The organism is Trichococcus sp. ES5, from assembly GCF_900067165.1.
Classification (GTDB): Bacteria; Bacillota; Bacilli; order Lactobacillales; family Aerococcaceae; genus Trichococcus; species Trichococcus flocculiformis.
Genome location: NZ_FJND01000018.1, coordinates 29,623 through 51,603, shown reverse-complemented (window position 1 = coordinate 51,603; position 21,981 = coordinate 29,623). Strand labels below are relative to the sequence as shown.

22 protein-coding genes are annotated in these 21,981 nt (G+C 39.3%); 11 read left to right on the top strand and 11 right to left on the bottom strand.

The features are described from left to right. Positions 1-56 precede the first annotated feature (56 nt). Positions 57-956: a LysR family transcriptional regulator gene (locus tag TES5_RS12095; RefSeq protein WP_068562259.1), complete on the bottom strand. Its 900-nt coding sequence runs from the start codon at positions 954-956 to the stop codon at positions 57-59. A gap of 794 nt (positions 957-1,750) precedes the next feature. Between TES5_RS12095 and TES5_RS12090 the strand changes: the two genes are divergently transcribed. From TES5_RS12090 to TES5_RS12080, 3 genes are all read left to right on the top strand, one after another. Continuing rightward, positions 1,751-2,491: a MurR/RpiR family transcriptional regulator gene (locus tag TES5_RS12090; RefSeq protein ID WP_232309380.1), complete on the top strand. Its 741-nt coding sequence runs from the start codon at positions 1,751-1,753 to the stop codon at positions 2,489-2,491. Positions 2,492-2,585: 94 nt separating this feature from the next. Beyond that, positions 2,586-4,019, top strand: a complete 1,434-nt coding sequence (locus TES5_RS12085) for a 6-phospho-beta-glucosidase (RefSeq protein WP_068562244.1) — start codon at positions 2,586-2,588, stop codon at positions 4,017-4,019. Then, positions 4,020-4,625, top strand: a complete 606-nt coding sequence (locus TES5_RS12080) for a YczE/YyaS/YitT family protein (protein WP_232309378.1) — start codon at positions 4,020-4,022, stop codon at positions 4,623-4,625. A 276-nt stretch (positions 4,626-4,901) separates the two neighbouring features. Here the strand turns inward: TES5_RS12080 and TES5_RS12075 are convergent, their stop codons facing one another. Then, the gene (locus TES5_RS12075; protein ID WP_083546542.1) at positions 4,902-6,131 is read right to left on the bottom strand and encodes a glycoside hydrolase family 2 TIM barrel-domain containing protein; all 1,230 of its coding nucleotides are present in this window, start codon (positions 6,129-6,131) and stop codon (positions 4,902-4,904) included. Positions 6,132-6,488: 357 nt separating this feature from the next. Between TES5_RS12075 and TES5_RS15420 the strand changes: the two genes are divergently transcribed. Both TES5_RS15420 and TES5_RS12065 read left to right on the top strand, forming a co-directional pair. Further along, a complete protein-coding gene (locus TES5_RS15420) occupies positions 6,489-7,064 on the top strand; it encodes a helix-turn-helix domain-containing protein (protein ID WP_198143352.1) in 576 nt (191 codons plus the stop codon). Between the two features lie 113 nt (positions 7,065-7,177). After that, complete coding sequence (locus TES5_RS12065) at positions 7,178-7,573, top strand: putative periplasmic lipoprotein (protein WP_068562241.1); 396 nt, start codon at positions 7,178-7,180, stop codon at positions 7,571-7,573. A gap of 163 nt (positions 7,574-7,736) precedes the next feature. On the opposite strand, the gene TES5_RS15795 is transcribed toward TES5_RS12065, so the two are convergent. The 3 genes from TES5_RS15795 to TES5_RS12050 form a co-directional block, all read right to left on the bottom strand. Beyond that, on the bottom strand, positions 7,737-8,165 hold the full coding sequence (locus TES5_RS15795; protein ID WP_068562240.1) for a Rid family hydrolase: 429 nt from the start codon (positions 8,163-8,165) through the stop codon (positions 7,737-7,739). 247 nt (positions 8,166-8,412) lie between these two features. Continuing rightward, on the bottom strand, positions 8,413-8,661 hold the full coding sequence (locus tag TES5_RS12055; protein ID WP_068562239.1) for a GlsB/YeaQ/YmgE family stress response membrane protein: 249 nt from the start codon (positions 8,659-8,661) through the stop codon (positions 8,413-8,415). 230 nt (positions 8,662-8,891) lie between these two features. Beyond that, positions 8,892-9,875 carry an aldo/keto reductase gene (locus TES5_RS12050; protein WP_068562238.1) on the bottom strand — a complete coding sequence of 328 codons (984 nt, stop codon included), beginning with the start codon at positions 9,873-9,875 and terminating at the stop codon, positions 8,892-8,894. Between the two features lie 458 nt (positions 9,876-10,333). Between TES5_RS12050 and TES5_RS12045 the strand changes: the two genes are divergently transcribed. From TES5_RS12045 to mgtE, 4 genes are all read left to right on the top strand, one after another. Continuing rightward, a complete protein-coding gene (locus TES5_RS12045; RefSeq protein WP_068562237.1) occupies positions 10,334-11,062 on the top strand; it encodes a MurR/RpiR family transcriptional regulator in 729 nt (242 codons plus the stop codon). Between the two features lie 115 nt (positions 11,063-11,177). Further along, positions 11,178-12,653: a family 1 glycosylhydrolase gene (locus TES5_RS12040; RefSeq protein WP_068562236.1), complete on the top strand. Its 1,476-nt coding sequence runs from the start codon at positions 11,178-11,180 to the stop codon at positions 12,651-12,653. A gap of 52 nt (positions 12,654-12,705) precedes the next feature. Next, positions 12,706-14,151 carry a glycoside hydrolase family 1 protein gene (locus TES5_RS12035; protein WP_068562235.1) on the top strand — a complete coding sequence of 482 codons (1,446 nt, stop codon included), beginning with the start codon at positions 12,706-12,708 and terminating at the stop codon, positions 14,149-14,151. A 426-nt stretch (positions 14,152-14,577) separates the two neighbouring features. After that, positions 14,578-15,930 carry a magnesium transporter gene (gene mgtE / locus TES5_RS12030; protein WP_068562234.1) on the top strand — a complete coding sequence of 451 codons (1,353 nt, stop codon included), beginning with the start codon at positions 14,578-14,580 and terminating at the stop codon, positions 15,928-15,930. 156 nt (positions 15,931-16,086) lie between these two features. On the opposite strand, the gene TES5_RS12025 is transcribed toward mgtE, so the two are convergent. Together TES5_RS12025 and TES5_RS15790 are read right to left on the bottom strand one after the other, a co-directional pair. After that, positions 16,087-16,350 (bottom strand): helix-turn-helix domain-containing protein, encoded by a 264-nt coding sequence (locus tag TES5_RS12025; RefSeq protein WP_143148241.1) that lies wholly within the window; start codon positions 16,348-16,350, stop codon positions 16,087-16,089. A 135-nt stretch (positions 16,351-16,485) separates the two neighbouring features. Then, on the bottom strand, positions 16,486-16,629 hold the full coding sequence (locus tag TES5_RS15790) for a cyclic nucleotide-binding domain-containing protein (RefSeq protein ID WP_178137848.1): 144 nt from the start codon (positions 16,627-16,629) through the stop codon (positions 16,486-16,488). On the opposite strand from TES5_RS15790, the gene TES5_RS12020 reads away from it, so the two are divergent. Further along, entirely contained in the window at positions 16,571-17,245 is a 675-nt protein-coding gene (locus TES5_RS12020; RefSeq protein WP_083546538.1) for a YjjG family noncanonical pyrimidine nucleotidase, read from the top strand. The genes TES5_RS15790 and TES5_RS12020 overlap by 59 nt on opposite strands. A gap of 145 nt (positions 17,246-17,390) precedes the next feature. Here TES5_RS12020 and TES5_RS12015 read toward each other — a convergent pair whose 3' ends face one another. The 3 genes from TES5_RS12015 to msrA all read right to left on the bottom strand — a co-directional run bounded on the left by TES5_RS12015 (position 17,391) and on the right by msrA (position 19,424). Continuing rightward, positions 17,391-17,912 carry a general stress protein gene (locus TES5_RS12015; protein ID WP_068562231.1) on the bottom strand — a complete coding sequence of 174 codons (522 nt, stop codon included), beginning with the start codon at positions 17,910-17,912 and terminating at the stop codon, positions 17,391-17,393. Positions 17,913-18,070: 158 nt separating this feature from the next. Next, on the bottom strand, positions 18,071-18,892 hold the full coding sequence (locus TES5_RS12010) for a MetQ/NlpA family ABC transporter substrate-binding protein (protein WP_068562230.1): 822 nt from the start codon (positions 18,890-18,892) through the stop codon (positions 18,071-18,073). Further along, positions 18,876-19,424 carry a peptide-methionine (S)-S-oxide reductase MsrA gene (gene msrA / locus TES5_RS12005; RefSeq protein ID WP_068562229.1) on the bottom strand — a complete coding sequence of 183 codons (549 nt, stop codon included), beginning with the start codon at positions 19,422-19,424 and terminating at the stop codon, positions 18,876-18,878. The genes TES5_RS12010 and msrA overlap by 17 nt, the downstream gene beginning before the upstream one ends. 259 nt (positions 19,425-19,683) lie before the next feature. Here msrA and TES5_RS12000 point away from each other — a divergent pair, with 259 nt between their 5' ends. After that, complete coding sequence (locus TES5_RS12000) at positions 19,684-20,550, top strand: DMT family transporter (protein WP_068562257.1); 867 nt, start codon at positions 19,684-19,686, stop codon at positions 20,548-20,550. Positions 20,551-20,931: 381 nt separating this feature from the next. Here TES5_RS12000 and TES5_RS11995 read toward each other — a convergent pair whose 3' ends face one another. Further along, positions 20,932-21,981 carry an aldose epimerase family protein gene (locus TES5_RS11995; protein ID WP_068562228.1) on the bottom strand — a complete coding sequence of 350 codons (1,050 nt, stop codon included), beginning with the start codon at positions 21,979-21,981 and terminating at the stop codon, positions 20,932-20,934.

Here is a 21,981-nt window from a genome sequence, read left to right as displayed (position 1 = left end):
TTATTCTGATATTTTATGTTTTTCCATAGTTTAAAACTATGATAAAAATATAAAAATTATACTCTGTATTGTCGCAAAGCCTCAGTATATGTTACCCCCAATTCTGATAGTGCTTGCCCTTTGTTTAAAATGTACCCAATACGCATTTGTTCATTCTCTGCAAGTGGAAGTGCCACGATAGAATCGCCATGCAGATATTTCGGGAAAATTCCGCTGGAAATCGTATAACCATCCAAACCAATCATGAGGTTCACGATTGCCGCACGATCACTGACTTTGATACTCTTTTCTGCAGGTTCCATACTGAAAAGTTCTTCTGCAAAATAAGTGGAATTGTAATTGCCTTGAAGAAAACTTAAGCGAGGGTAAGGCTCTAAATCTTTAAGGGTGACAACACCCCTTTTTGCCAAGGGATGATCCGTTCTCAAAAATACATGGGGGCTGACGCTAAGTAACTCATAAAAGTCCAAATTATTTTTCTCTAACACTTTTCGCATGATGGTTTCATTGCTGTTGCTTATGAAGAGTATGCCTACATCGCTAAAACGATTCTTCACATCATCAATGATTTGAAATGTCTGTGTTTCATTTAAGATAAATTCAAAACGTTCCTGTCCGAACTGTTGCACCATTTCCACAAACGCATTAGCCGTGAACGTGTAGTGCTGTGTTGAAACACAAAACCGCTGTTTTACGGGTACATTAAAAACATATTTTGATTCCAGCAAATCCATCTGTTGCACTACTTGTCTTGCATAGCCTAAAAATTCCATGCCTTCTTTTGTCAAGGCAATTCCCGTCCGACTTCGCGTAAAAATACTGAACCCGATTTCTTTCTCCACCTCTTTAATCGCATTTGAAAGGCTCGGTTGTGAAATGAATAATCCCTTTGCCGCTTCTGTAATTGACCCTTTCTCTGCAACTGTGAGTAAATATTTCAAATGTTGAAATGTCATACTGTTCCCAACTTCTTTCATTAGCTTTTCTGACCTTATAATATTCTATTCTAGCACATACGACTGCGCTTACTGATCAAACGATGAGAACTGACATAGAGTCGTTATTTTTCGGCTGTAGCCGATGAAATTCAACATTGGCTATCATAAGAAAAGCTGAACGGGTTCGTTCAGCCCTGAAAGAAATTTAGGAAATCCGGCCCTGAATGAGCATCGTAGAGCGCAATGGGTCAGATTTATCTAATTTCCGAAGGACTTACCCGTGAAGCTGGACATCATTTTAGATGCATGAAACATTTTGCAAACTTGTGAAACTCCTACGGTGATGCACTTTTGAGTTGAAAAAATTTTACAAATTCCTATCACTAAAAACGAAATTTTTGAACCGGTGCTGACAATTGACTGCGGCATTCTTTTTTAAAGAGTAAAAATGATATAACCGAGTCTCTAATAGTCTTCTTTTATAACGAAGGGTAAGCGAATATGAACTACCACTGGCGTTGCATGAAAATTTTGACCATTCCATAGCATAAAAAAATCCTTTATAATGAGGGTGAATGACCTATCTAAGACCCTTACAAAATGGCTAACGACATGACTGTGTATTAAACAAAAAATAATCCTATGATTTATGGGAAAGAACGTGTCCATTCTGAACAATTCTAGATACCAATGCTTACCATCACGATTACGGTTCCCTTGATGTTGTTTTTGAATAAGCCCTTAGTCACTTCATTGAGCTATTTATTCTCTCTGTTTTAACTTCACATTATAAAGGACTGATACGATTGATAATGGATAAACTAAATGATGTGACAAATTCCTATAAAAAAAATTCAACTTTCTATATATTGAGTTTATTTTTTCAAGAACATATTCATGAGATTCCTTATATCACAATGGATGAGGTTGCTATTAGAACCTTTGTATCAAAAAGTCAAATTTCTAAATATGTCAGATATTTAGACTATAAAACGTACATTGACTTTAAAGATGCTTGCTTAGAATACCTTGAATCCTTAGAGAGACGCCGTCACGATTTTGATGTATATGATAATATGAAAGATAATATTTTAAATTTTACAAATACTATGATTTATTTTCTTAACTCTCTAACAAATTCTTTAGATTATAATCGCCTGGAGTTATTAATTAAACAGCTTACCTCAGCAAATACTATATATGTGTTTGCTCAAGGCGATGCTCGTTACCTCTGCCATCAGATCCAAACAGAACTACAAGTGATCAACAAGAATGTTATTATTTGCGATGTTGATTTTAATCATTCCTACGATATTAACGACAATGATTTATTATTAGTACTCAGTATAGACGGCAATACTTTCAAGTACAACAAACGCGTAGTGAAGAGACTTGAGGAAACAAATGGAACAAAATGGCTCATAAGTTGTCAGAGTAATATAAGATTCAAAGGGAAACAGTTACATGTTCCCATACAATATGAAAAATTCAATGCCTACTTTTTTAAGTATGTTATTGACTTATTAATCCTCAATTTAAAGCAAACCTATTAAGCTTGTTCGTCAAGGAAGTTTCTTTTAAAGAAACTTCCTTTTTGATTGCCGACATACCCCTTATACTTTGTGATAAGAACAAGGAGGAATATATATGTCATTTCCAAACAATTTTTTATGGGGCGGAGCAACTGCTGCGAATCAAACAGAAGGAGCTTACACTATTGATGGACGGGGCCTTTCAAATTTAGATTATATGCCTTACGGGGAATCACGTTTCCAAGTAGGTACAGGAAATTTGGATCCTAAATCTTTACCCGAGGATACTTTCTTTCCATCAAGAGTCGCCATTGACCATTATCACCATTACAAAGAGGATATTGCACTGATGGCCCAAATGGGATTCAAAGTCTACCGATTATCCCTCTCTTGGTCAAGAATTTATCCTAAGGGAAATGAATCCAAACCTAACCAGTTAGGCCTGGATTACTATCTGAATGTCTTTAAAGAGTGTCGAAAATATAATATTGAACCCTTAGTAACCATCAATCATTTTGATATCCCTATGTATTTAGTTGACGAATATGATGGATGGAAGAATCGTCAAACTATTGATTTTTATTTAAAATTCACTGAAACAGTGTTTACCCATTATAAAGATTATGTCAAATATTGGCTTACTTTTAATGAAATCAATATGGTCTTACATTTCCCTTTTGTAGCAACAGGCTTAACTTTTAAACCAGAGGATAATAGAAAGCAGATTACAACTGATGTGATCCATCATCAATTAGTCGCCAGCTCTAAAGCAACTCAGCTTGCTAAAAAAATAAACCCTGATTTTCAAATTGGATGTATGTTGGCTGCTGGAAGTTATTATGCTCAGACGCCGCGTCCAGAAGATGTATGGAAATCCATCCAAGATTCACGTGAAAGCTATATGTTTTCAGATGTCCAAGTAAGAGGAAGCTACCCTAATTATTATTTAAAACAAATCGAACAACAAAATCTCACTCTTCCTATTAAAGATGGTGATATCGAAGTTTTAAGAGACCACACTGTAGATTTTATTAGCTTTTCTTATTATTCTTCAAGAGTAAGCAGCGCCCAACCTGATGCTGCGAATCAAACCGAAAGCAATATTTTTGCTTCAGAAATCAATCCTTATTTAGAAACTAGCGAATGGGGTTGGCAAATTGATCCATTAGGATTTCGAATTACAATCAATGAAATTTATGATCGTTACAACAAACCTATGTTTGTTGTAGAGAATGGTTTAGGGGCTGTCGATAATTTAACAGAAACTGATGAGATTCATGATGATTATAGAATTGAATACCATAAAGAACATATCAAAGCCATGTCTGACGCAATCACTCTGGATGGTGTCGAATTAATCGGCTATACCTCATGGGCATGTATTGATTCTATTTCTAATGGAACTGGTGAAATGGCTAAGCGCTATGGTTTTATTTATGTTGACCGAGATAATTTCGGTAAGGGAACATTCAGACGTATTCCGAAAAAATCTTTTTATTGGTATCAAGAAGTAATTAAAAATAACGGTGAAAATTTAAATGAAAAATAAATGAAAAATAAATTTAATCTAACCTCATTATTTCATTTCTTTCTTCTTTTATTCGGATCTTTAGTCATGGGTTTCGGAGTTTCATTATCCATATCAACAGGTTATGGGAGCGATTCTCTTTCTTGGGTCTGGCAAGGGATTTCACTTCATACTAATTTAACTTTAAATCAATCCAATATGATCATCACTTTACTAATGCTGATTCCACCTTTACTTTATGACCGCGCTCAATTAGGTATTGGGAGTATTCTCCAACCTTATATTGTTGGAGCAACTGCCGAATATACATTAAACCAAGGACTCAGTAATCCGGGCAACTTTCTTTTCTTGATTATGGGTATTTTATTACTTGGGATTGGAGCCGGTATATATACTAGTGCAAATCTAGGTAAAGTACCTTATGATGCATGTGTTTTTTGGATTAGTAAGGTCACTAAGAACTCAATTGGGTTGATTAGAAGTTTAGGAGATCTGTGTCTCTTTATTATTGCTTGGTTGCTTAACCAGCATCTTATTATTGGTCCTTTAATCTCCGTATTTCTGATTGGTTACATTCTAAACACTACGTATAATTTAATTAATAAGTTTTTACAAAAGAGTAAATAAACGGCATTTGAACCCTAGTGTTGCATTAAATCGATAGATTGATTGACATTCCGTTAGGTCTGAAAACAGCAAGAAAATAGTGACTCTTTTATAATTTTATCAACAAAAGATACCCTTTTTATTCACCATACCCCTGCGTAGGAAGATAAAAAATAGACGTAACCTTACCTAACTTAGGTAAGCTCGCGTCTATTTTTCTATTTAGTTGGGATTTTATCGCAGCCTCATTGGTCGTGATTGTATGTGATAAAAAGTAGTTCAGTTAGAAGTTCATCCTTACTGTTCACTTTTTTTAATTTGGGATAGTTTCTTGTTGAGGGTGTACAGCATTTTTTCGCTAAATTGATCGGATGCAATTTGAGACATGGCATCGATTGTAAAACCTTGCATCATATCGAACATCGGATGTTCTTCCACATTACCTAAGTATGTCGTTACGATCGCTTTTGTTTCTTCATTTTTAAAAAGTTCTCCCACTGTGCAACGGGTAGAGTAGACATCATCCGTTATAACAAGTTCTTCCATTTCCACATCGCCTAATTCCGGCATATCGAACCAGTTTGCAACGAATCCCCCTTCTTCTTCAGGGGTAAAATAACTTTCGTTCGGGTTGTCCACTTTATTGAACATCGCTACATCTTGCAGGCTAGTGTTCCCATCCTTGGCGAATACCTTGACTTCATTTATGCCCTCTTTCAGGGAAATGTTTTCAAAGACAAAGATTTTATCCTCACTTGTAAGGGTAGTCGTTTCCCCTCCATTTACAGATAGGTTCACTTCATTACAGTTAGAATAGACTTTGATATCGATCGTATCATCCGTCCGATCGACAAAACGTTTGCCTGTAATATGCACAAATTTTTCATCACTCCAATGTGCCTTATACAGATAAAAAGCATCCTTCTTAATCTTTCTATCATAGGTGATGAGCCCTTTGTTGTTTCTTCCCTGTACACCGCCCTCATCTCTGATGTTCGCACCGAAGTCAAACATGTTCCATGCATACGTTGCCCAAAGGAAGGGACGTTTTTCAAAAATCTTCCACACGGTTTCATGATAAAGCGCATGGTATTCCTCAGAATAGTCTTTTATTTTTGGTTCACTGCTATGGTATTGTAAAATTCCTTCTGCACCATATTCTGAAATCGCCAGTTTTACAGTCGGATTTTTCTTATGGAAACCATCTAACCAGCCCGCAAAGTCCCCTGCTTCACCGTTATACCAACCAAAATATTTATTGTATCCAATCGTATCCGTCACATAATTATAGTCATCTTCATCTTCAACGAACATGACGTTTGCCATTGTAGTCAATCGGGTAGGGTCTTCCTTTTTCGTTAACTCATTCAATTCATTCACGAGTTTCCTTAGCTCAGGTCTTTCCCCACTAATTTGAATTTCATTCTGGATTCCCCAGAACAGGATAGACGGATGATTAAAGTTTTGTCTAATCAGTTCAACCATCTGTTGTTTGGCATTAATGCCTTCTAACTCTGTTTTAGACATCAAAGAGATATTGGATTAATCAGCGATATTGTTGCGAAAAACAACGCACCCATAAGCGAACGAAAATCACTCGAAGAATTTTATCACTCTTTATCCATTGTCAGCAGAAAAAACGCCCAAAGCATCGGTGAATTACTCGTAAATTTATTTGCACATGCTTATATTGAAACGCAATCGCTAGGGGCAGAACGGGTTGTCTCCACTCTCAATAGAGAAGAATTAAAACTAGCAATAGCTGAGAGTAACGATCAGATAGAGGAGCGTTTTCGATTAGAAAAAGAGATTGTCGATGCTATCGCCCAAGGAAATAAAGATAAAATTACCCGTATTTTAAACGACTCCAACAAAGATATATTATTGATTTTTTTAAATCGAATACCTGAAAGCCCTATTCGATCTGCAAAAAATATCGTATTGGTTATGAACACAATTTCCAGAACCGCAGCTGAAAGAGGCGGTGTTCATCCTCTTTACATTCATCATATTTCCGAAAAATTTGCGATTTTGATTGAAAGAGCCTCCAGCCTTTCCGTCTTAAAACAGTTGGGGGAAGCGATGGTTTATGAATACTGTGCAGCTGTAAGAGATTTTTCTACCCGTCATTATAGTCTTCTTGTTAAAAAGGCCGTGAATTACATCCATATGCATCTAGAAGAGGATTTATCATTATCTATCATTGCTGATGAACTTTACGTGAATGCCTCACATCTTTCACGTAAATTCAAAGCAGAAACGAGCAAGAGCATCGTTGACTATATTAATCAAAAGAGAATAGAAGAGGCGAAACGCTACTTGGAACGGGGAAATGTATCGATTACAGAGGTTGCGCTCATGGTAGGATTCAATGATCTAAATTATTTTAGTAGGGTATTTAAAAAAACGACTTCGCTTTCTCCTTCGCAATATAGTAAGCACTGTTTTACGGAGACTTAACAAGGCATAAGCGATTTAACCTGGAGACTTTATTTTATATTTGAGTTAATATTTGAACATTTATTGTCGTGTGGGTTATACTTGGATTATCTGAACAACAAGGAGGAATTTGTTTGAAAAAGTTAATCTTATGCTTTCTCACTACGGCTCTGCTGAGTGGCTGTGGTGCTGCGAGTTCACAGGCGAGCATAAATAGTGAGGTTGCGGAAAATGAAGAAGCAACTGTCCTGTATACAGGAACGGTTATCGACAGCAGCGAAACGCATGAAGGCGGTTTGTTCGTGTCTGACTTAGTTCCGGTAGAATCTTCGGAAGCTGCTTCTTTCGATGAAGTCATCCTGTTGATGGAAGATGTTTCCTTGACCGACTTATCCTCCGGTGAAACTATACCTCTGTCAGCATTGGAAAACGGAGACAGCGTGACAGTCACCTTAGTCGAGCATGCCCCCACCACGATGTCCATCCCTCCGCAGATTCCCGGCATGGGGATCGTAAAAGTAGAAAAATGAAATAATCAATCCAAACACCCGATACGAGCCCAACCAAAATTCGGTTAGGCTCATATCGGGTGTTTTTCCAAGAAGTTTATAAAGAGTCAATAAACGATGCGCTACAATTTATTCAGCAATATTTTCAACAGCATGGAGAGGAATTTATTAAACAGCAGCTGTCTCAATTTTTTATTTGGGACGGCTCTTTATAATTAAGATACGCATCTACGCAGTGGATAAGTACCTTTGATAGTTCATGCATTTGCAAATAAATACCCGTTACGCTACTGGTGGTGTTCCTTCGGCGTTTGATACAACTGCATCGATCTGGACTAAAGCATCCATAGGCAGCGCTGTCTTTAAGGAATATGGTGACTGCAACAACATCATCCATATCATGGGCAACACTTTCGACGATTGCTTTCATATTTTTCAGGCATTGTTCCGCCTGCTCTTTCACGCCACCGGCTACCATTTTGCCTGTTGCTGGATCCAGCGGTAACTGAGCGGATAGATGATTGTAATGGGAAAAAGCTACCGATTGTGTAGATAGAGAACTTTTTGGTGCGTTTTCTGTATTTCTTGCTAATACTGTGTTGTAGCCACTCATTATATTTGTATTCCCTTTTAGATAATTTTTTAGCTTACGGCAGCAACCCATTAAAGCGGTTACTATCGCATTTACTATAGCAAGCGGACTGTTTTTTGAGTATGTGTACCTTGCACGTTTTTACACCGACTCTGTGCAATGGGCACAAAAACAGATAATGCTAGCCAACCACAAGTTCGGCTGACCAGCATTATCTGTTTTTGAATTCATTCTGACATCGCACGTCTGGTTGATGTGCAGAACAAACTTACTTTTTCATCGTTTTAAGGATAAGGGAAAGAACGAATATCAAGATGATGGCTCCTATTAGTGCAGGTGCGATATAAAATCCTCCGATTGCAGGTCCCCAAGCTCCGAACAATGTTACACCTAACCAGGAACCAACAAAACCTGCAATGATATTTCCGATAATGCCACCGGGAACATCTTTACCCAGAAAAGCTCCAGCGAGTGCGCCTAAAATACCACCGACAATTAATGACCAAAGAAAGTCCATTTTTTACTCCTCCTTCTTATATAGAAGCCTACAGTAACCATGTGTCCAAACCTTGCTCGTTACACTGCCATTATATAAGGAATAACCTATATTATAAAGTATTTACACTCGAAGCGAGTCGGCTCCCGAAAAGAGAAACTTGGATGTATCAAATAACTTTCTCACAATGATATAAATTTAGTTGGACACAACTGAACCCATAAGAGGAAAATCACTTTCTACAGCAGGCATTATTTACCTGTTCGGCTGTTTTGTTCTTGATTATAACGATCTCCTACAATTTCTAATTGATCCACTGCATGATTGATGTCGTTCAGTTCTTGTTTGCTGAAATGAATAGCCGTTGCACCCGTATTTTCGTCTATTCTACTCAATTTTGTTGTTCCTGGGATGGGTACAATCCAATCTTTTTGTGCCAATAACCAAGCCAGCGATACTTGCGCAATCGTCGCTTCTTTTTCATTGGCAATCTTTTGCAACAGGTCCAGAACTACTTGATTAGCTTTGAAAGCTTCTTCAGTAAAACGTGGAAGTTCTGCACGATTATCGTTTTCGCTAGCTATAGCATCTCTTGTCAATTTTCCGGTAAGAAATCCTCTACCCAAAGGACTGTAGGCAACTAAACCAATTTTCAACTCTTCCAAAGTCGGGATCACTTCTTTTTCCAATTCTCTCCACCAAATAGAATATTCGCTTTGGACAGCTGCTAAAGGTTCGACGTGATGTGCACGACGAATTGTTTCTGCACTCGCCTCAGATAATCCCCACTGCAGTATTTTCCCTTCCTTCTTAAATTCCTGCATAGTCTGGGCCACTTCTTCAATCGGAATATTAGGATCCACCCGATGAATATAGTACAAATCAATATAATCCGTTCCCAGACGTTTTAAAGAGCCTTCTAGAGAATTTCTCAACGTTTCTTTCTTGCTCTCTGGGTAGTAGGAATTTCCATTAATGTTAAAGCCGCCTTTTGTCGCTAATTGAATCTCTTTACGAAATGTTTGAATAGCTTCACCGACTAATTCTTCATTGGTATAGGGACCGTATACTTCTGCGGTGTCAAACATTGTCACTCCGGCATCAAATGCATGCTGCACAACTTTCATCATTTCATTTCGATCTTTCACTGGCCCTCTGTGATGATTCAAACCCATACAACCAAAACCTAATTCCGATGTCACTAATCCTTGACTGCCTAAAGTACGTTTATTCATATCGTTACTCCCCTTCTATTTTATGTAAGAAAAGCTGAACGGGTTCGTTCAGCCCTGAAAGAAATTTAGGAAATCTGGCCCTGAATGAGCATCGTAGAGCGCAATGGGTCAGATTTATCTAATTTCCGAAGGGCTTACCCGTGAAGCTGGACATCATTTTAGGTGCATGAAACATTTTGCAAACTTGTGAAACACCCACGGTGATGCACTTTCACTCTGGAAAATTGTATAAATTCCTATATTTGAACAAAAGAATGAAGCTGAATACCATTGTCCTGTTGTTCATTATTAGTTTACTTGTTAAAGTCCACTTCAAGGCAAGCGTTTTCTTTATTTCTTCACCTTTTACTTGTCTTTCTTTCTGCAGCTGTATCTCTTATCATCCCTCCCCTCTGTACTAAGTCTGTATAAATGTTAAAATAATGAAGTGATTGAAATCAATTGAAGAGGTGGGAAATGTGGAAACATTGATTTATAATCTTTTAGCTTACATAAACAATTCTCTTGATAAAGATATTAACTACCACATAGCGAAAACATTGCTCGAAAATTCTCATAAAATCGAGGGATTTTCATTAGAAACAGTCGCAGAGGTATGTAATGTAGCGCCTTCTACAATTAATCGTTTCTGCAAAAGAATTGGTTTCAGAAATTTTTCAAGCTTAAGAAATTCTGTAATGAAGTATGGGGCATCTCTTGAAAAAAACGATACTGCCCTAAGTGGCGATAGCTTTATAGCGCAATTAAAAGAAAACGTGGAAATAATTGAAAATATCCCAAAAGAACAGATCGAGCGGATTGTAAAACAGATCAGCAAATCCCGCAGAGTTGTCATACTAGGTTTTGAAAAGAATCAAATCCAAGCTTTGGAGTTGCAAAAAAAAATACTTCTGGCAGGGAAATTTTGTGAATGCAATACAAACATTTTTAAACAAATGGATGCTCTGGATATATTGACAGAGGAAGATATGATCATCACTATTTCTATCCAGGGATACTTACTCTCAGAGGAATTCCTCTTATTTGAAAAACTTAAAAAGACAAAGGGAAAGAAATTACTCATTACCTTCTCGGAGCCACGTCAACATCTGGAATTGTTTGATGAAATTTTACAATGCGGAAAAATTGAAAATAGTGCTGTCAGTAGCCAAACCTTATTAAGATTGTTTGATGTATTGTTCCATTGATTCTAATAGCACCATCCTTCTCAGCCATAAACTGGTCTCCTTTTGACCAGTTTTTTTTGCATCACTAAATTATAATGAAATCAGAAACAAAAAAAGTCGAGAGAAGGAATAGCATATGACATTTCCAAAAGGTTTTTTATGGGGCGGAGCCCTAGCTGCAAACCAAGCAGAAGGTGCTTACAATATAGATGGGCGTGGACTTGTGCAAACAGACGTCACAACTGGTGGCTCGGTTGATTCACCCCGTTTTGTCACTTATATCGATAAAGATGGGAATCCAGGGAAAGCAAAATCAATGGGACATAATGGCCAGATTCCGGAAGGTGCAAAATTCGCTGTCCTAGAGACTGAATATTATCCCAACCACCAAGCAGTGGACTTTTATCATCGTTACAAAGAAGATATCAAGTTGTTTGCTGAAATGGGCTACTCAATTTTGCGTTTATCCATCTCATGGGCTCGGATTTTTCCCAATGGTGATGACAAAGAGCCAAACCAAGCGGGTCTTGATTTCTATCGTTCAGTTTTTGAAGAATGCCGCAAATACAATATCGAACCCTTGGTTTCCATTTGGCATTTTGACACACCCCTTGCTTTAGAAGAAAACTACGGTGGTTGGACCAACCGGAAACTCATTGATTTCTATGTAAAGTATGCGGAGACAATCTTTCATGAGTACACAGATTTGGTCAAATATTGGCTAACCTTCAACGAAATCAATAATACCACTATGTTCCTTGATATGTTTGGTAGCACAGCGTCTGATGAGGCGTATCAAGAAGGCTACCAAATCCTGCATAATCAATTCGTGGCCTCGGCTAAAACTGTGCAATTAGGGCATAAAATCAACCCAGACTTTTTAATTGGCAACATGATTTGTGGGATTACATTCTATCCTGGAACCTGTGATCCGGCTGATATTTTGGCCAACCAACACAAGTGGGAATCCGGTATCTATTACTGTGGTGATGTCCAAGCCAAAGGTAAATACGGTACTTATGCCAAACGTCTCTGGAAAGAGCACAATGTTGTGCTCGATATCACGGAGGAAGATCTTCAAGACCTTAAAAATGGGACTGTTGACATCTATACTTTCTCATACTACATGTCTAACAATATTACCACACACACCGATCAAGAAATGGTTTCCGGTAACTTCTCAACCGGGGCCAAAAATCCTTATTTGACCTATTCAGATTGGGGATGGGCGCATGATCCCATTGGTCTTCAATACTATCTTGAAAAAATCTATGATCGTTATGAATTACCACTGATGGTGGTAGAGAATGGTCTAGGTGCCTTTGACAAGGTGGAAGAAGATGGCTCAATCCATGATAATTACCGTATTGACTACCATCGTGCTCACATTCGTGCAATGGCAGATGCTATTGATAACGGGGTTAACTTAATTGCTTATACCACTTGGGGCTGTATTGATATTGTCTCAGCGGGAACTGGTGAAATGCGTAAACGATATGGTTTCATCTATGTGGATATGGACGATGAAGGTCATGGGAGTCTTGACCGGACACCAAAAGATAGCTTTTACTGGTATCAGAAAGTAATTGAAACTAATGGAGCAGTTTTGTAAAACTAATTTATACTAAAATCAGAAATAAAAAAATCGAAAGAAGGAATAGCATATGACATTTCCAAAAGGTTTTTTATGGGGTGGAGCTACGGCTGCAAACCAATTAGAAGGAGCTTACAACGAGGGTGGTAAAGGACTTTCCATTTTTGATATGGTTCAATTTGTACCAAAAGAAGAGCGTGGAAATGAAATTGAAATGGATGTCAGAAGCAAAAAAGAATTAGAAGATCTTTTAGCAGGAAAAGGTGGCGACAATTTCCCGAAACGCCGTGGTATCGACTTCTATCACCGTTATGAAGAAGATATTGCACTGTTTGCAGAAATGGGTTTTAAAACATTCCGTATGTCCATCTCTTGGCCGCGTATTTTTCCAAATGGTGACGAGACAGAGCCAAATGAAGAAGGACTAGCTTTCTATGACAAAGTCTTCGATGAATTATTGAAATATGGTATTGAGCCACTTGTGACGTTATCACACTATGAAATTCCACTTACATTAGTTCAAAAATACAATGGCTGGGCAGATCGACGCGTAGTTGAATTCTTTGTTCATTATGCAGAAACGGTATTTGATCGTTATAAAGGAAAAGTGAAATACTGGTTAACGTTCAATGAAATCAATGTTTCAACGATGTCTCCATATATTGGTAGTGGTATTCTGATAGATGAGGTAGAACACAAGGAGCAAGCGGTTTATCAAGCCTTACATCATCAGTTTGTAGCCAGCGCCAGAGCGGTCAAGGCCTGTCATGAAATGATCCCTGATGCCATGATTGGTTGTATGCTAGCTCGTATGGAAGTCTATCCGGAAACTTGCAGTCCGGATGATGTATTAGAAGCACTGAAAGAGGATCAAATGAATCTGTTCTTCACTGACGTTCAGGTTCGTGGGTATTATCCAAGCTTCATGTTGAGTTATTTTGAAGAAAATGAAATTAAGATTGACATGCTTCCTGGCGATGAAGAAATATTACTGCAACATACAGTGGATTACTTATCCTTTAGTTACTACATGTCAATGGTTGCCAGCGGAGCACCTGATAAGAAGAAGGAAAAAGGGAACTTCTTCAGTGGTGTGAAAAACCCTTATTTAGAGTCATCTGATTGGGGATGGCAAATCGATCCTAAAGGATTGCGTATTACCTTAAAGAAAATGTATGATCGCTACCAAGTACCGTTGTTTATCGTAGAAAATGGACTTGGAGCCTATGATAAAGTAGAGGCAGACGGCTCAATCAACGACGATTATCGTATCGATTACATGCGTGCACATATTGAGCAAATGAATGAAGCGATCAAAGAGGGTGTAGATCTTATGGGGTACACAAGCTGGGGTTGTATCGATTTAATCAGCGCAAGTACCTCTGAAATGTCCAAACGTTACGGCTTCATCTACGTTGACCAAGACGATTATGGCAATGGCACTTTAGAGAGAAGCAAGAAAAAATCATTTGATTGGTATAAGCAGGTAATTACTACAAATGGAGAAAAACTATAGATAGAACTTAAGAAAATACCTCCACTATAATGTTTTGTGCACAATCGTGTGCCTCTTCATTATAGTGGAGGTATTGTTGATTTAACGATTTCGCGAAGAAGAAACCATAGAACAGATCCTTGGTCGGCATTTATTGATTATTTTTTACAGGACCTCATTGTGTAGGATCAAGAAAACGATACCAATCATACCCTGTCGTTACAGTTGGCTTTAAAGCTATATGCAAAATAGACATAGTCCGCTGCACCAACTATGCAATCTATTCATATAAAAAATGTTATAATGAAGCAGATACTGTCAATATAACTAAACCCAAAGGAGACTATTGAGGAGGTGGCAGAATGGTACCTGACCCCGCTAGGTGGATGAGGCGATTCAACTTAACAAAACGGGAAGGCTCGCTGCCTTCTCAAGAGGAGGATTATAATGAAAAAAAATGTATTCAAACACGAGTCCTATTACAATAACATTTTCGCGGTTCTAAAAGAGAATGACCGCGAGCAATTCCGCACCCTTTTGCTGACGCTTCACGAGCGAGACCAGGCGGAGGTGCTGCGCCGCTTATATCCTGAAAATAAGAAGAAAATCGAAATTTTTTTAACAGCAAAAGAATTCGCTGATGTACTGGGCTGGATGGATGTGGATGAGCAAGCAAACTTGCTGAAGGATTTTAAACCCGAATATGTGCGGGAAATTCTCCAGAGGATGTCACGCGACGATGCAGCGAGTATGTTGGCTAAAACAGGATCTGAAGGCAAAGCCATTCTGAATCAACTGAGCGACCAGGATCGAGCCGACTTAGAAGAGTTGCTGGCTTACCCGTCACAAAGCGCTGGCTCGATTATGACAAAAGAATTTGTGAGCGTTTCTCCCAATTCCACTGTCCATCAAGCCTTTAATCAAGTGCGTGCACAAGCTCCAACTGCAGAAATCATCCAATATCTGTATGTCTTGGATGCGCACGGTATCTTACTCGGGATTTTGTCCATACGTGATTTATTCCTTCTCCCTGCAGAAGTGATGATCGGAGATAGGATGTCCTCACACTTCATCCACGCGCGACTCGAGGATGATCAAGAAAAAGTAGCCCGGCTGATCCAAGATTACGACTTAGTGGCGCTGCCTATCCTGGACGACAAAAATATCCTCAGAGGGATTGTAACGGTGGATGATATCATGGACATCATGGAAGACGAAGTAACTGAAGACTTTAACGAGTTCTCAGCCATTACGACCACTTTTGACCGGCCAGAAACCGTCTGGGAAATTGCTCGTACACGCTCACCATGGATCATCATCTTACTCTTTATGGGAATGCTTAGCGCAAGTCTAATCAGCTCATTTGAAGAAACGCTCAATCAAGTAGTCGTTTTAGCCGCCTTTATTCCTATCATCATGGACTCCGCGGGTAACGTAGGAACCCAGTCGCTAGCAGTGGCCGTTCGAGGCTTGATTTTGAAAGAACAGGATGAGCGCATCGGACGTACCATTTGGAAAGAATTTATGGTGGGGATGTGTATCGGTCTTTTGGCAGGAATTGTTTTATCGCTTGTCATTCTCATCTTTTACAGAAATGCTGTCCTCGCGCTCATACTGGGGATAACCATTTTCATCACACTGAGTCTTTCTACCATCAGCGGGACAGTTGTTCCTATTCTTATCAATACGTTAAAATTCGATCCAGCCATCGCATCCGGACCATTCATTACCACCATCAATGATATTTTAGGACTCTATATTTACTTTTCTATCGCTTCATTCCTGCTCCATCTTATTTAACGTTAGAAATAGTATTGTTCTTCATGGAGTAATTGATAAAAAAGCAAAAAACACCTCGACTATAATGAACAAGCCCGCTCGTGGGCTTATTCACTATAGTCGAGGTGTTGTTGATGGAATCGTCTGTTTTACCGAGTGAGAATTTTGGTTAGTGCATCAATTGGTTTTCAAACTTAATTTTTCCAACGCTTCTTTGCTGACAATGAAATATTGTCGGCCTCTTTTTTCCAATAATCCTTCTTCACGGAATTTGTTGAGCGTGTATAACAAATGTCGGTAGCTTACTCCCACATACTCCGCTGTCTCTGTCAGTTTTTCTTGAAAATAGCCATTATTCTCAATTTGAAGAATATACTTTGCTAATCTATTTTTGAGTTCATAATCTTGCATAGCTGTGTAATGCTCTGTTCTTTTAAGCAATTTATCACCTAAATATTTTGATAAATGAAGAAGAAAAGCATTATCCTCCAGCAGCTGTTTTTTCGCTGATGCTAACGGAATCGCCAGACACGTACAGTCATTTATAGCTACAACATCTTTTGAATGTTCTTCTGCCTAGATTAAAGATAATTCACCAATAAAATCATTTTTCTCTAGAAACTGAATGAGTGCGCGCTTTCCGTTTTCATGCACTAAATAGATCTTTGCCCTCCCATCCAACAATAAGAATAAGCAGCGAATATCTTCGTCAAAACGCACAATATATTCATTGCAGGAAAATTTGCCCTACAATAAACAGACTATTGCGTGTTATAAAGGCATTAACGATGGCTTGTGGTCTCAATTGGAAGAGGGCTTGATTTCTCGCGAGAAAGTTTTAAAAACACGCTTCTCCTTATTTTTGAAAGAATTTCAGATAGATGAGAGTGGATCAAAAGTAGAGGCGATGTACCGTGAGCATTTAAACCAAGGCCATTCGACCATTACCCACGCAACTGAATTATTGGACACATTAAGTGGGCAAGGATACAAATTATATATTGGCACAAACGGCGTAGGCAATACGCAAAGAAAAAGATTAGCAGATTCCAAGCTGCAAGGCTATTTTGAAGATATTTTCATATCCGAAGAAATCGGGCATGAGAAACCGAATGCCCTCTTCTTTCAACATATTTTGGATACTTTGAACGCAAGCCATAAAGAAGAATTTTTAATGATCGGGGATCGCTTATCCTCAGATATCAAAGGCGCTCTCAACATAGGAATGGACTGCGTCTGGTTTGACCGTAAGAAAAGTCAACCTGATCCATTCGCCCCGCAAAGCACATACACTGTATCAAACTTAATGGAAATAGCCGCATTATTGGAAGGTTAGTTGACAGAAATGAGCAGGCAAACACCCGATACCAATCCGACCAGATGTTGGTCAGGCTAGTATCGGGTGCATTTTGTTATAGGATCCAACTTTGTGCGGTTGCTTGTTACGGAAATTGCCTGGTGGTCAAACAATGCCTTTTATGTCAGATCTTGTCTTCATCTCCCGGAACATATGTTGTTTCTTGTTCCAAAACATCTTCCATTGCCTCGACATCGGGATGAGAATCCTTTTCCGGCGCATCTTCAAGGATATCTTTGGCTACGCCTGGATCTGGGTTCATCGGTTCCAAGTTCAACGCACTTTCCTTATTCAACAAGTCATCCACAATCACAATGATTTCGCCATCATCCAATTGTTTTTGGTACCCATCCAACAAAGTGTCCTCTTCCGCTTCAGAGTCGGGGTTTTCGGTGTTGGTCACGTAATCATCACTCGTGAAAATGGGGAACATATTCAGGATTTTTTCCCAAAGCGAAAAATGTTCGGCATGATGCTCCTCCAATTTGATCTGTGCATCTGTGGAATCATCCAATTCCTTGTATGTGTTATCTTTATTTGTGACAAGCGTAATGTCTGATTCCGCGTACCCTTCCTTACGCAAATCCTCTAGAACAGCATGAACTTCTGAAATGGTGCGGTAGGAGCCTTTTACAAACTTAGCCATAATCATTACCTCCACATTCTTATTCGATACTCTGTTACAACTCTATTTTATAGAAACTTGGCTGCACTATCAAAGATTAACCCTTCAACAACAAAGATGAAGGTAAAAACACCGCCAAAGTCAGCTGATACCTGGCTGACTTTGGCGGTGTTTAGTGTTTATTCCCAAACGGGTATGGACGATTTGTTGGTGACCTCATCTATGATTTTTTCAACTTCAGGAGTTTGATAGTAATCGACGATGATTTGGAAATCAGGGTCTTCGCTTTCATCTTCTCGAGCAGCAATCACGTTGTAATAAGGTTTGGATGAGTCGGCCACGGGTTCAAGGAAAATGGCGTCCTCAGTAGGCACCAAGCCTGCATCAGCAGCCATGTCATTATTGACTACGGAGGCATCGACGTCCGTCATGGCGCGAGCCGTCTGATTGGCAGCCAAGACCGTGAATTTGAGGTTTTTCGGATTTGATGTGATGTCATTTACAGTAGGCAACAAGCTCTTTTCTGCATCCAATTCAATCAATCCGGCAGCCTGCAACAACAGCAAGGCTCTGGATTCGTTCGAAACATCATCCGGTATTGCGATTTCCCCACCATCCGGTATTTCATCTACAGATGTGTGTTTTTCAGAAAAAAGCCCCATCGGATTCAGTGTCGTATACGCGATTGTTGTGTTGCTGTATCCAGCATCTTCATTCACTTGTTCCATGTAAATTTCAGTCAAAGCCGCGTGCAGATCAATTTCGCCCTCTTCCAAAGCTTGGATCGGTTTCACATATTCCGTGAATTTTACCAGCTCGATTCTTACGGGCTCGTTGTTTTCTTCAAGTTGTTCTTGAACATGTTCCCACACCTCATTCCGTTCACCGACAACGCCAATTTTCACAGTCCGGATATCTTCTTGAGCCGCTTCCTGGCCACACGCAGCGAGAAACAATGCCGCTGCCCCAACCGTTACTAAACTTTTAAATATTTTTTTCATGTTTGTCCGCCTCTCCCCATACTTCGTTTAATCGATTTTCCCTGTCTTCTTCCAAAGGGATCATTCGCTCATGGTTTCCCTCTTTTTTATAAAAATCCTGATGGTACTCTTCCGCAGGATAAAAGATGCTTGCAGGTGAAATTTGCGTGACGATCGTTGCAGCGATTGCCAGCTTATCTTTCAGCTCCTCTTTTGAGCGTTCCGCAATTTCTTTCTGTGTTTCCGAGTGATAAAAGATTTCCGGACGGTACGACGAGCCGCGGTCCATGAACTGTCCCATGGCATCTGTCGGATCCGTTTGTTGCCAATAAATATCCAGCAACTCCCCATAGGAAATCACACTATTATCAAAAGTGATCTGGATCGCCTCTGTGTGCCCGGTTCCTCCTGCCTTCACTTCCTCATACGTCGGATTTTCTTTGAAACCGCCGGTATAGCCTGAAACAACGGACTCGATTCCAGGTCTTTCATCAAACGGTTCAAGCATGCACCAGAAACATCCTCCGGCAAGCGTTGCAATTTCTTTGGACATAGTCTTATTCTCCCCCCAAAAATGGCGTTCCGCCAATTCATAACATTTTTTCATTATATAGCAGGAAGTTACTTTTAGATAGTGAAACAAAATCGATCACTGATGATCGTTTTTTCCGAACACCACAGAATGTCCCTTCTGAAAATCATTGACTTTTCCTGTAATTAAATTATCCTATAAACATACCAGAAATGAGTGTTATGAAAATCGATGCGTTTTCATCGGAAGCGTATTGATGATTCAGGATAGCGAGGGAAACATGCAAAAGACAAAAAATCAGACACAAATCTATGCCTTTGTTACAGTGCTGCTGTGGGCATCGGCATTTGTTTTCACAAAAATCGCGCTGACTTACTACACGGCAGAAGCGATAGGCGTTCTCCGTTATGTGATCGCTTCGCTATTATTCATTGTAATCGGGGTTTTCCAAAAAATTGGATTGCCGGAGAAAAAAGATATCCCTAAATTCCTGCTGGCCGGTGCTTTAGGGTTTTCGCTCTATATGATCACCTTCAACCAGGCTTCAAAATCGCTGACGGCCGCAACAGGCAGTGTTGTCATCGCCTCCGCACCTATCTTGACGGCCCTGTTTGCTTGGATGATATTCAAGGAACGAATCCGCTCGCTGGGATGGGTCGCAATCATCATTGAATTCATCGGAATACTGATTTTGACATTATGGAATGGCATCCTTTCGGTGAACGCAGGTATTTTCTGGATGTTTGGCGCAGCCGTCTGCATCAGTGGCTATAATCTGCTGCAACGTTCCTTGTTGAAAAAATACTCTGCCTTACAATCAACAGCTTACAGCGTTTTGGCTGGAACCCTGTTTCTGCTGTGGTATTTACCGGATGCGGCGGTCCAATTCGGCAATGCCCCACTTCAGCAGTTGCTGGTGATGATTTTTCTGGGCGTATTCCCCAGTGCACTTGCGTATATGTTGTGGGCAAAAGCGCTGATGCTCGCACAAAAAACAAGCGAGGTAACGAATTACATGTTTGTTACGCCATTGCTGGCCGCTTTGATGGGCTTCCTCATAATGGGAGAGACCCCTGCATTGTCGACATGGTTGGGCGGCCTGATGATCTTTGCCGGCTTGTTGCTGTTCAAAAAAGCCAATGCATAATTACTTGCATCTGTACGCAAACGACAGTGTATCAAGCACTGGAAACTCCAAAAGAAAGCAGTCCGCCTTGAAGATGCGGACTGCTTTCTTTTGGAGTTTTTAGTTCAATTTCCGTGAAGCGGGTTCAAATTGTCCGTGATGTTGATATTTCCCTACCGAAATACCAACTATTCTTTAACATAGCCAGTAGCTAAATTACCTTCTTATTTCGTTTTCCAAAGAAATCTTAGCAATAAAATAGAAACGTATGAAATCTTTTCAAAATATTAATCAAGATAAGGTTGAATATGAATGAGGCGTCAAATTATCTTTGCTTTAATAAAATAGAGAAAGGGCTATCCAAAACCAGAATAGTATATTCTAGTTTGAGACAGCCTTTTCTTAACTGTAGTTCGTTATAATTTTAAAAGTAGTGCTACTTTTAAACAGTTCAGTTGGTTTTAATATGGTTGAACCAAAACCATCTTGATTCACCGCGTCGGGTAGAATTTGTGTTTCTAATGTCACCCCACCATGTTTGACTTGAAAGCTATCACGCATTTCTATTGGATACGTCACCATGTTACTCGTGTAAATCACTACTGCCGGTGCGTCTGTACTCATTTCTATTTTTATATTCCGTTGACTATTTTCCAGAACAACTTGGGGACTGTTCTGGATATTCTCGCTCAAAATAAAAGGATGATCATAGCCGTTTACCAAAGCGTTTTGTTCATAATTTGAGTTCAACCCTTGATTGATTGGTATACCTGCAGGATTTCGAAAATCAAAAGGTGTACCTGTTACATCTCGTAACTCCCCAGTTGGTATTAAAGTATCAGTTAAAACGCCAAATTTATCAGCTGCGATTGATAGGAAGTGGTTACCAATTTCGTCAGTCGTTTGCTGATTCAAATTAAAATAAACATGATTGGTAGGATTAAATAAAGTTGTTTTATCTGTTGTAGCTTGATACTCGATAATCCACTGATCATCATTGGTCAATGTATGACTTACTGTCATTTCTAAATTCCCAGGAAAACCATTATCCCAAGCCGGCGAGATAATACTAAAACGAAGTGTTACCCTCTTTTCTTGCTCCTCAATCACGGTTTGCCAAATCTGACTGTCAATACTATTTTCGCCACCATGCAAGCAATTTGTGTCATCGTTTTTACTGAGAGAATATATTTTTCCATCCATATGAAATGAGGCGTCAGAAACTCGACCTGCGACACGACCGATTGTGGCGCCTATATAACTGTCTTTTAAAGCGTATTCTTCCGCTGAATCGAAACCTAGTACGATATTTCGATGTTTTCCGTTCATATTTACAAATACATTGACAATTCGGGCCCCATAATCCGAAAATTCGAGTACTGTTCCTTGATCATTTTCAATTGAATACAAATAAGCACCATGTTGACCAAAGGGGGATTTTTTGACTCTCAT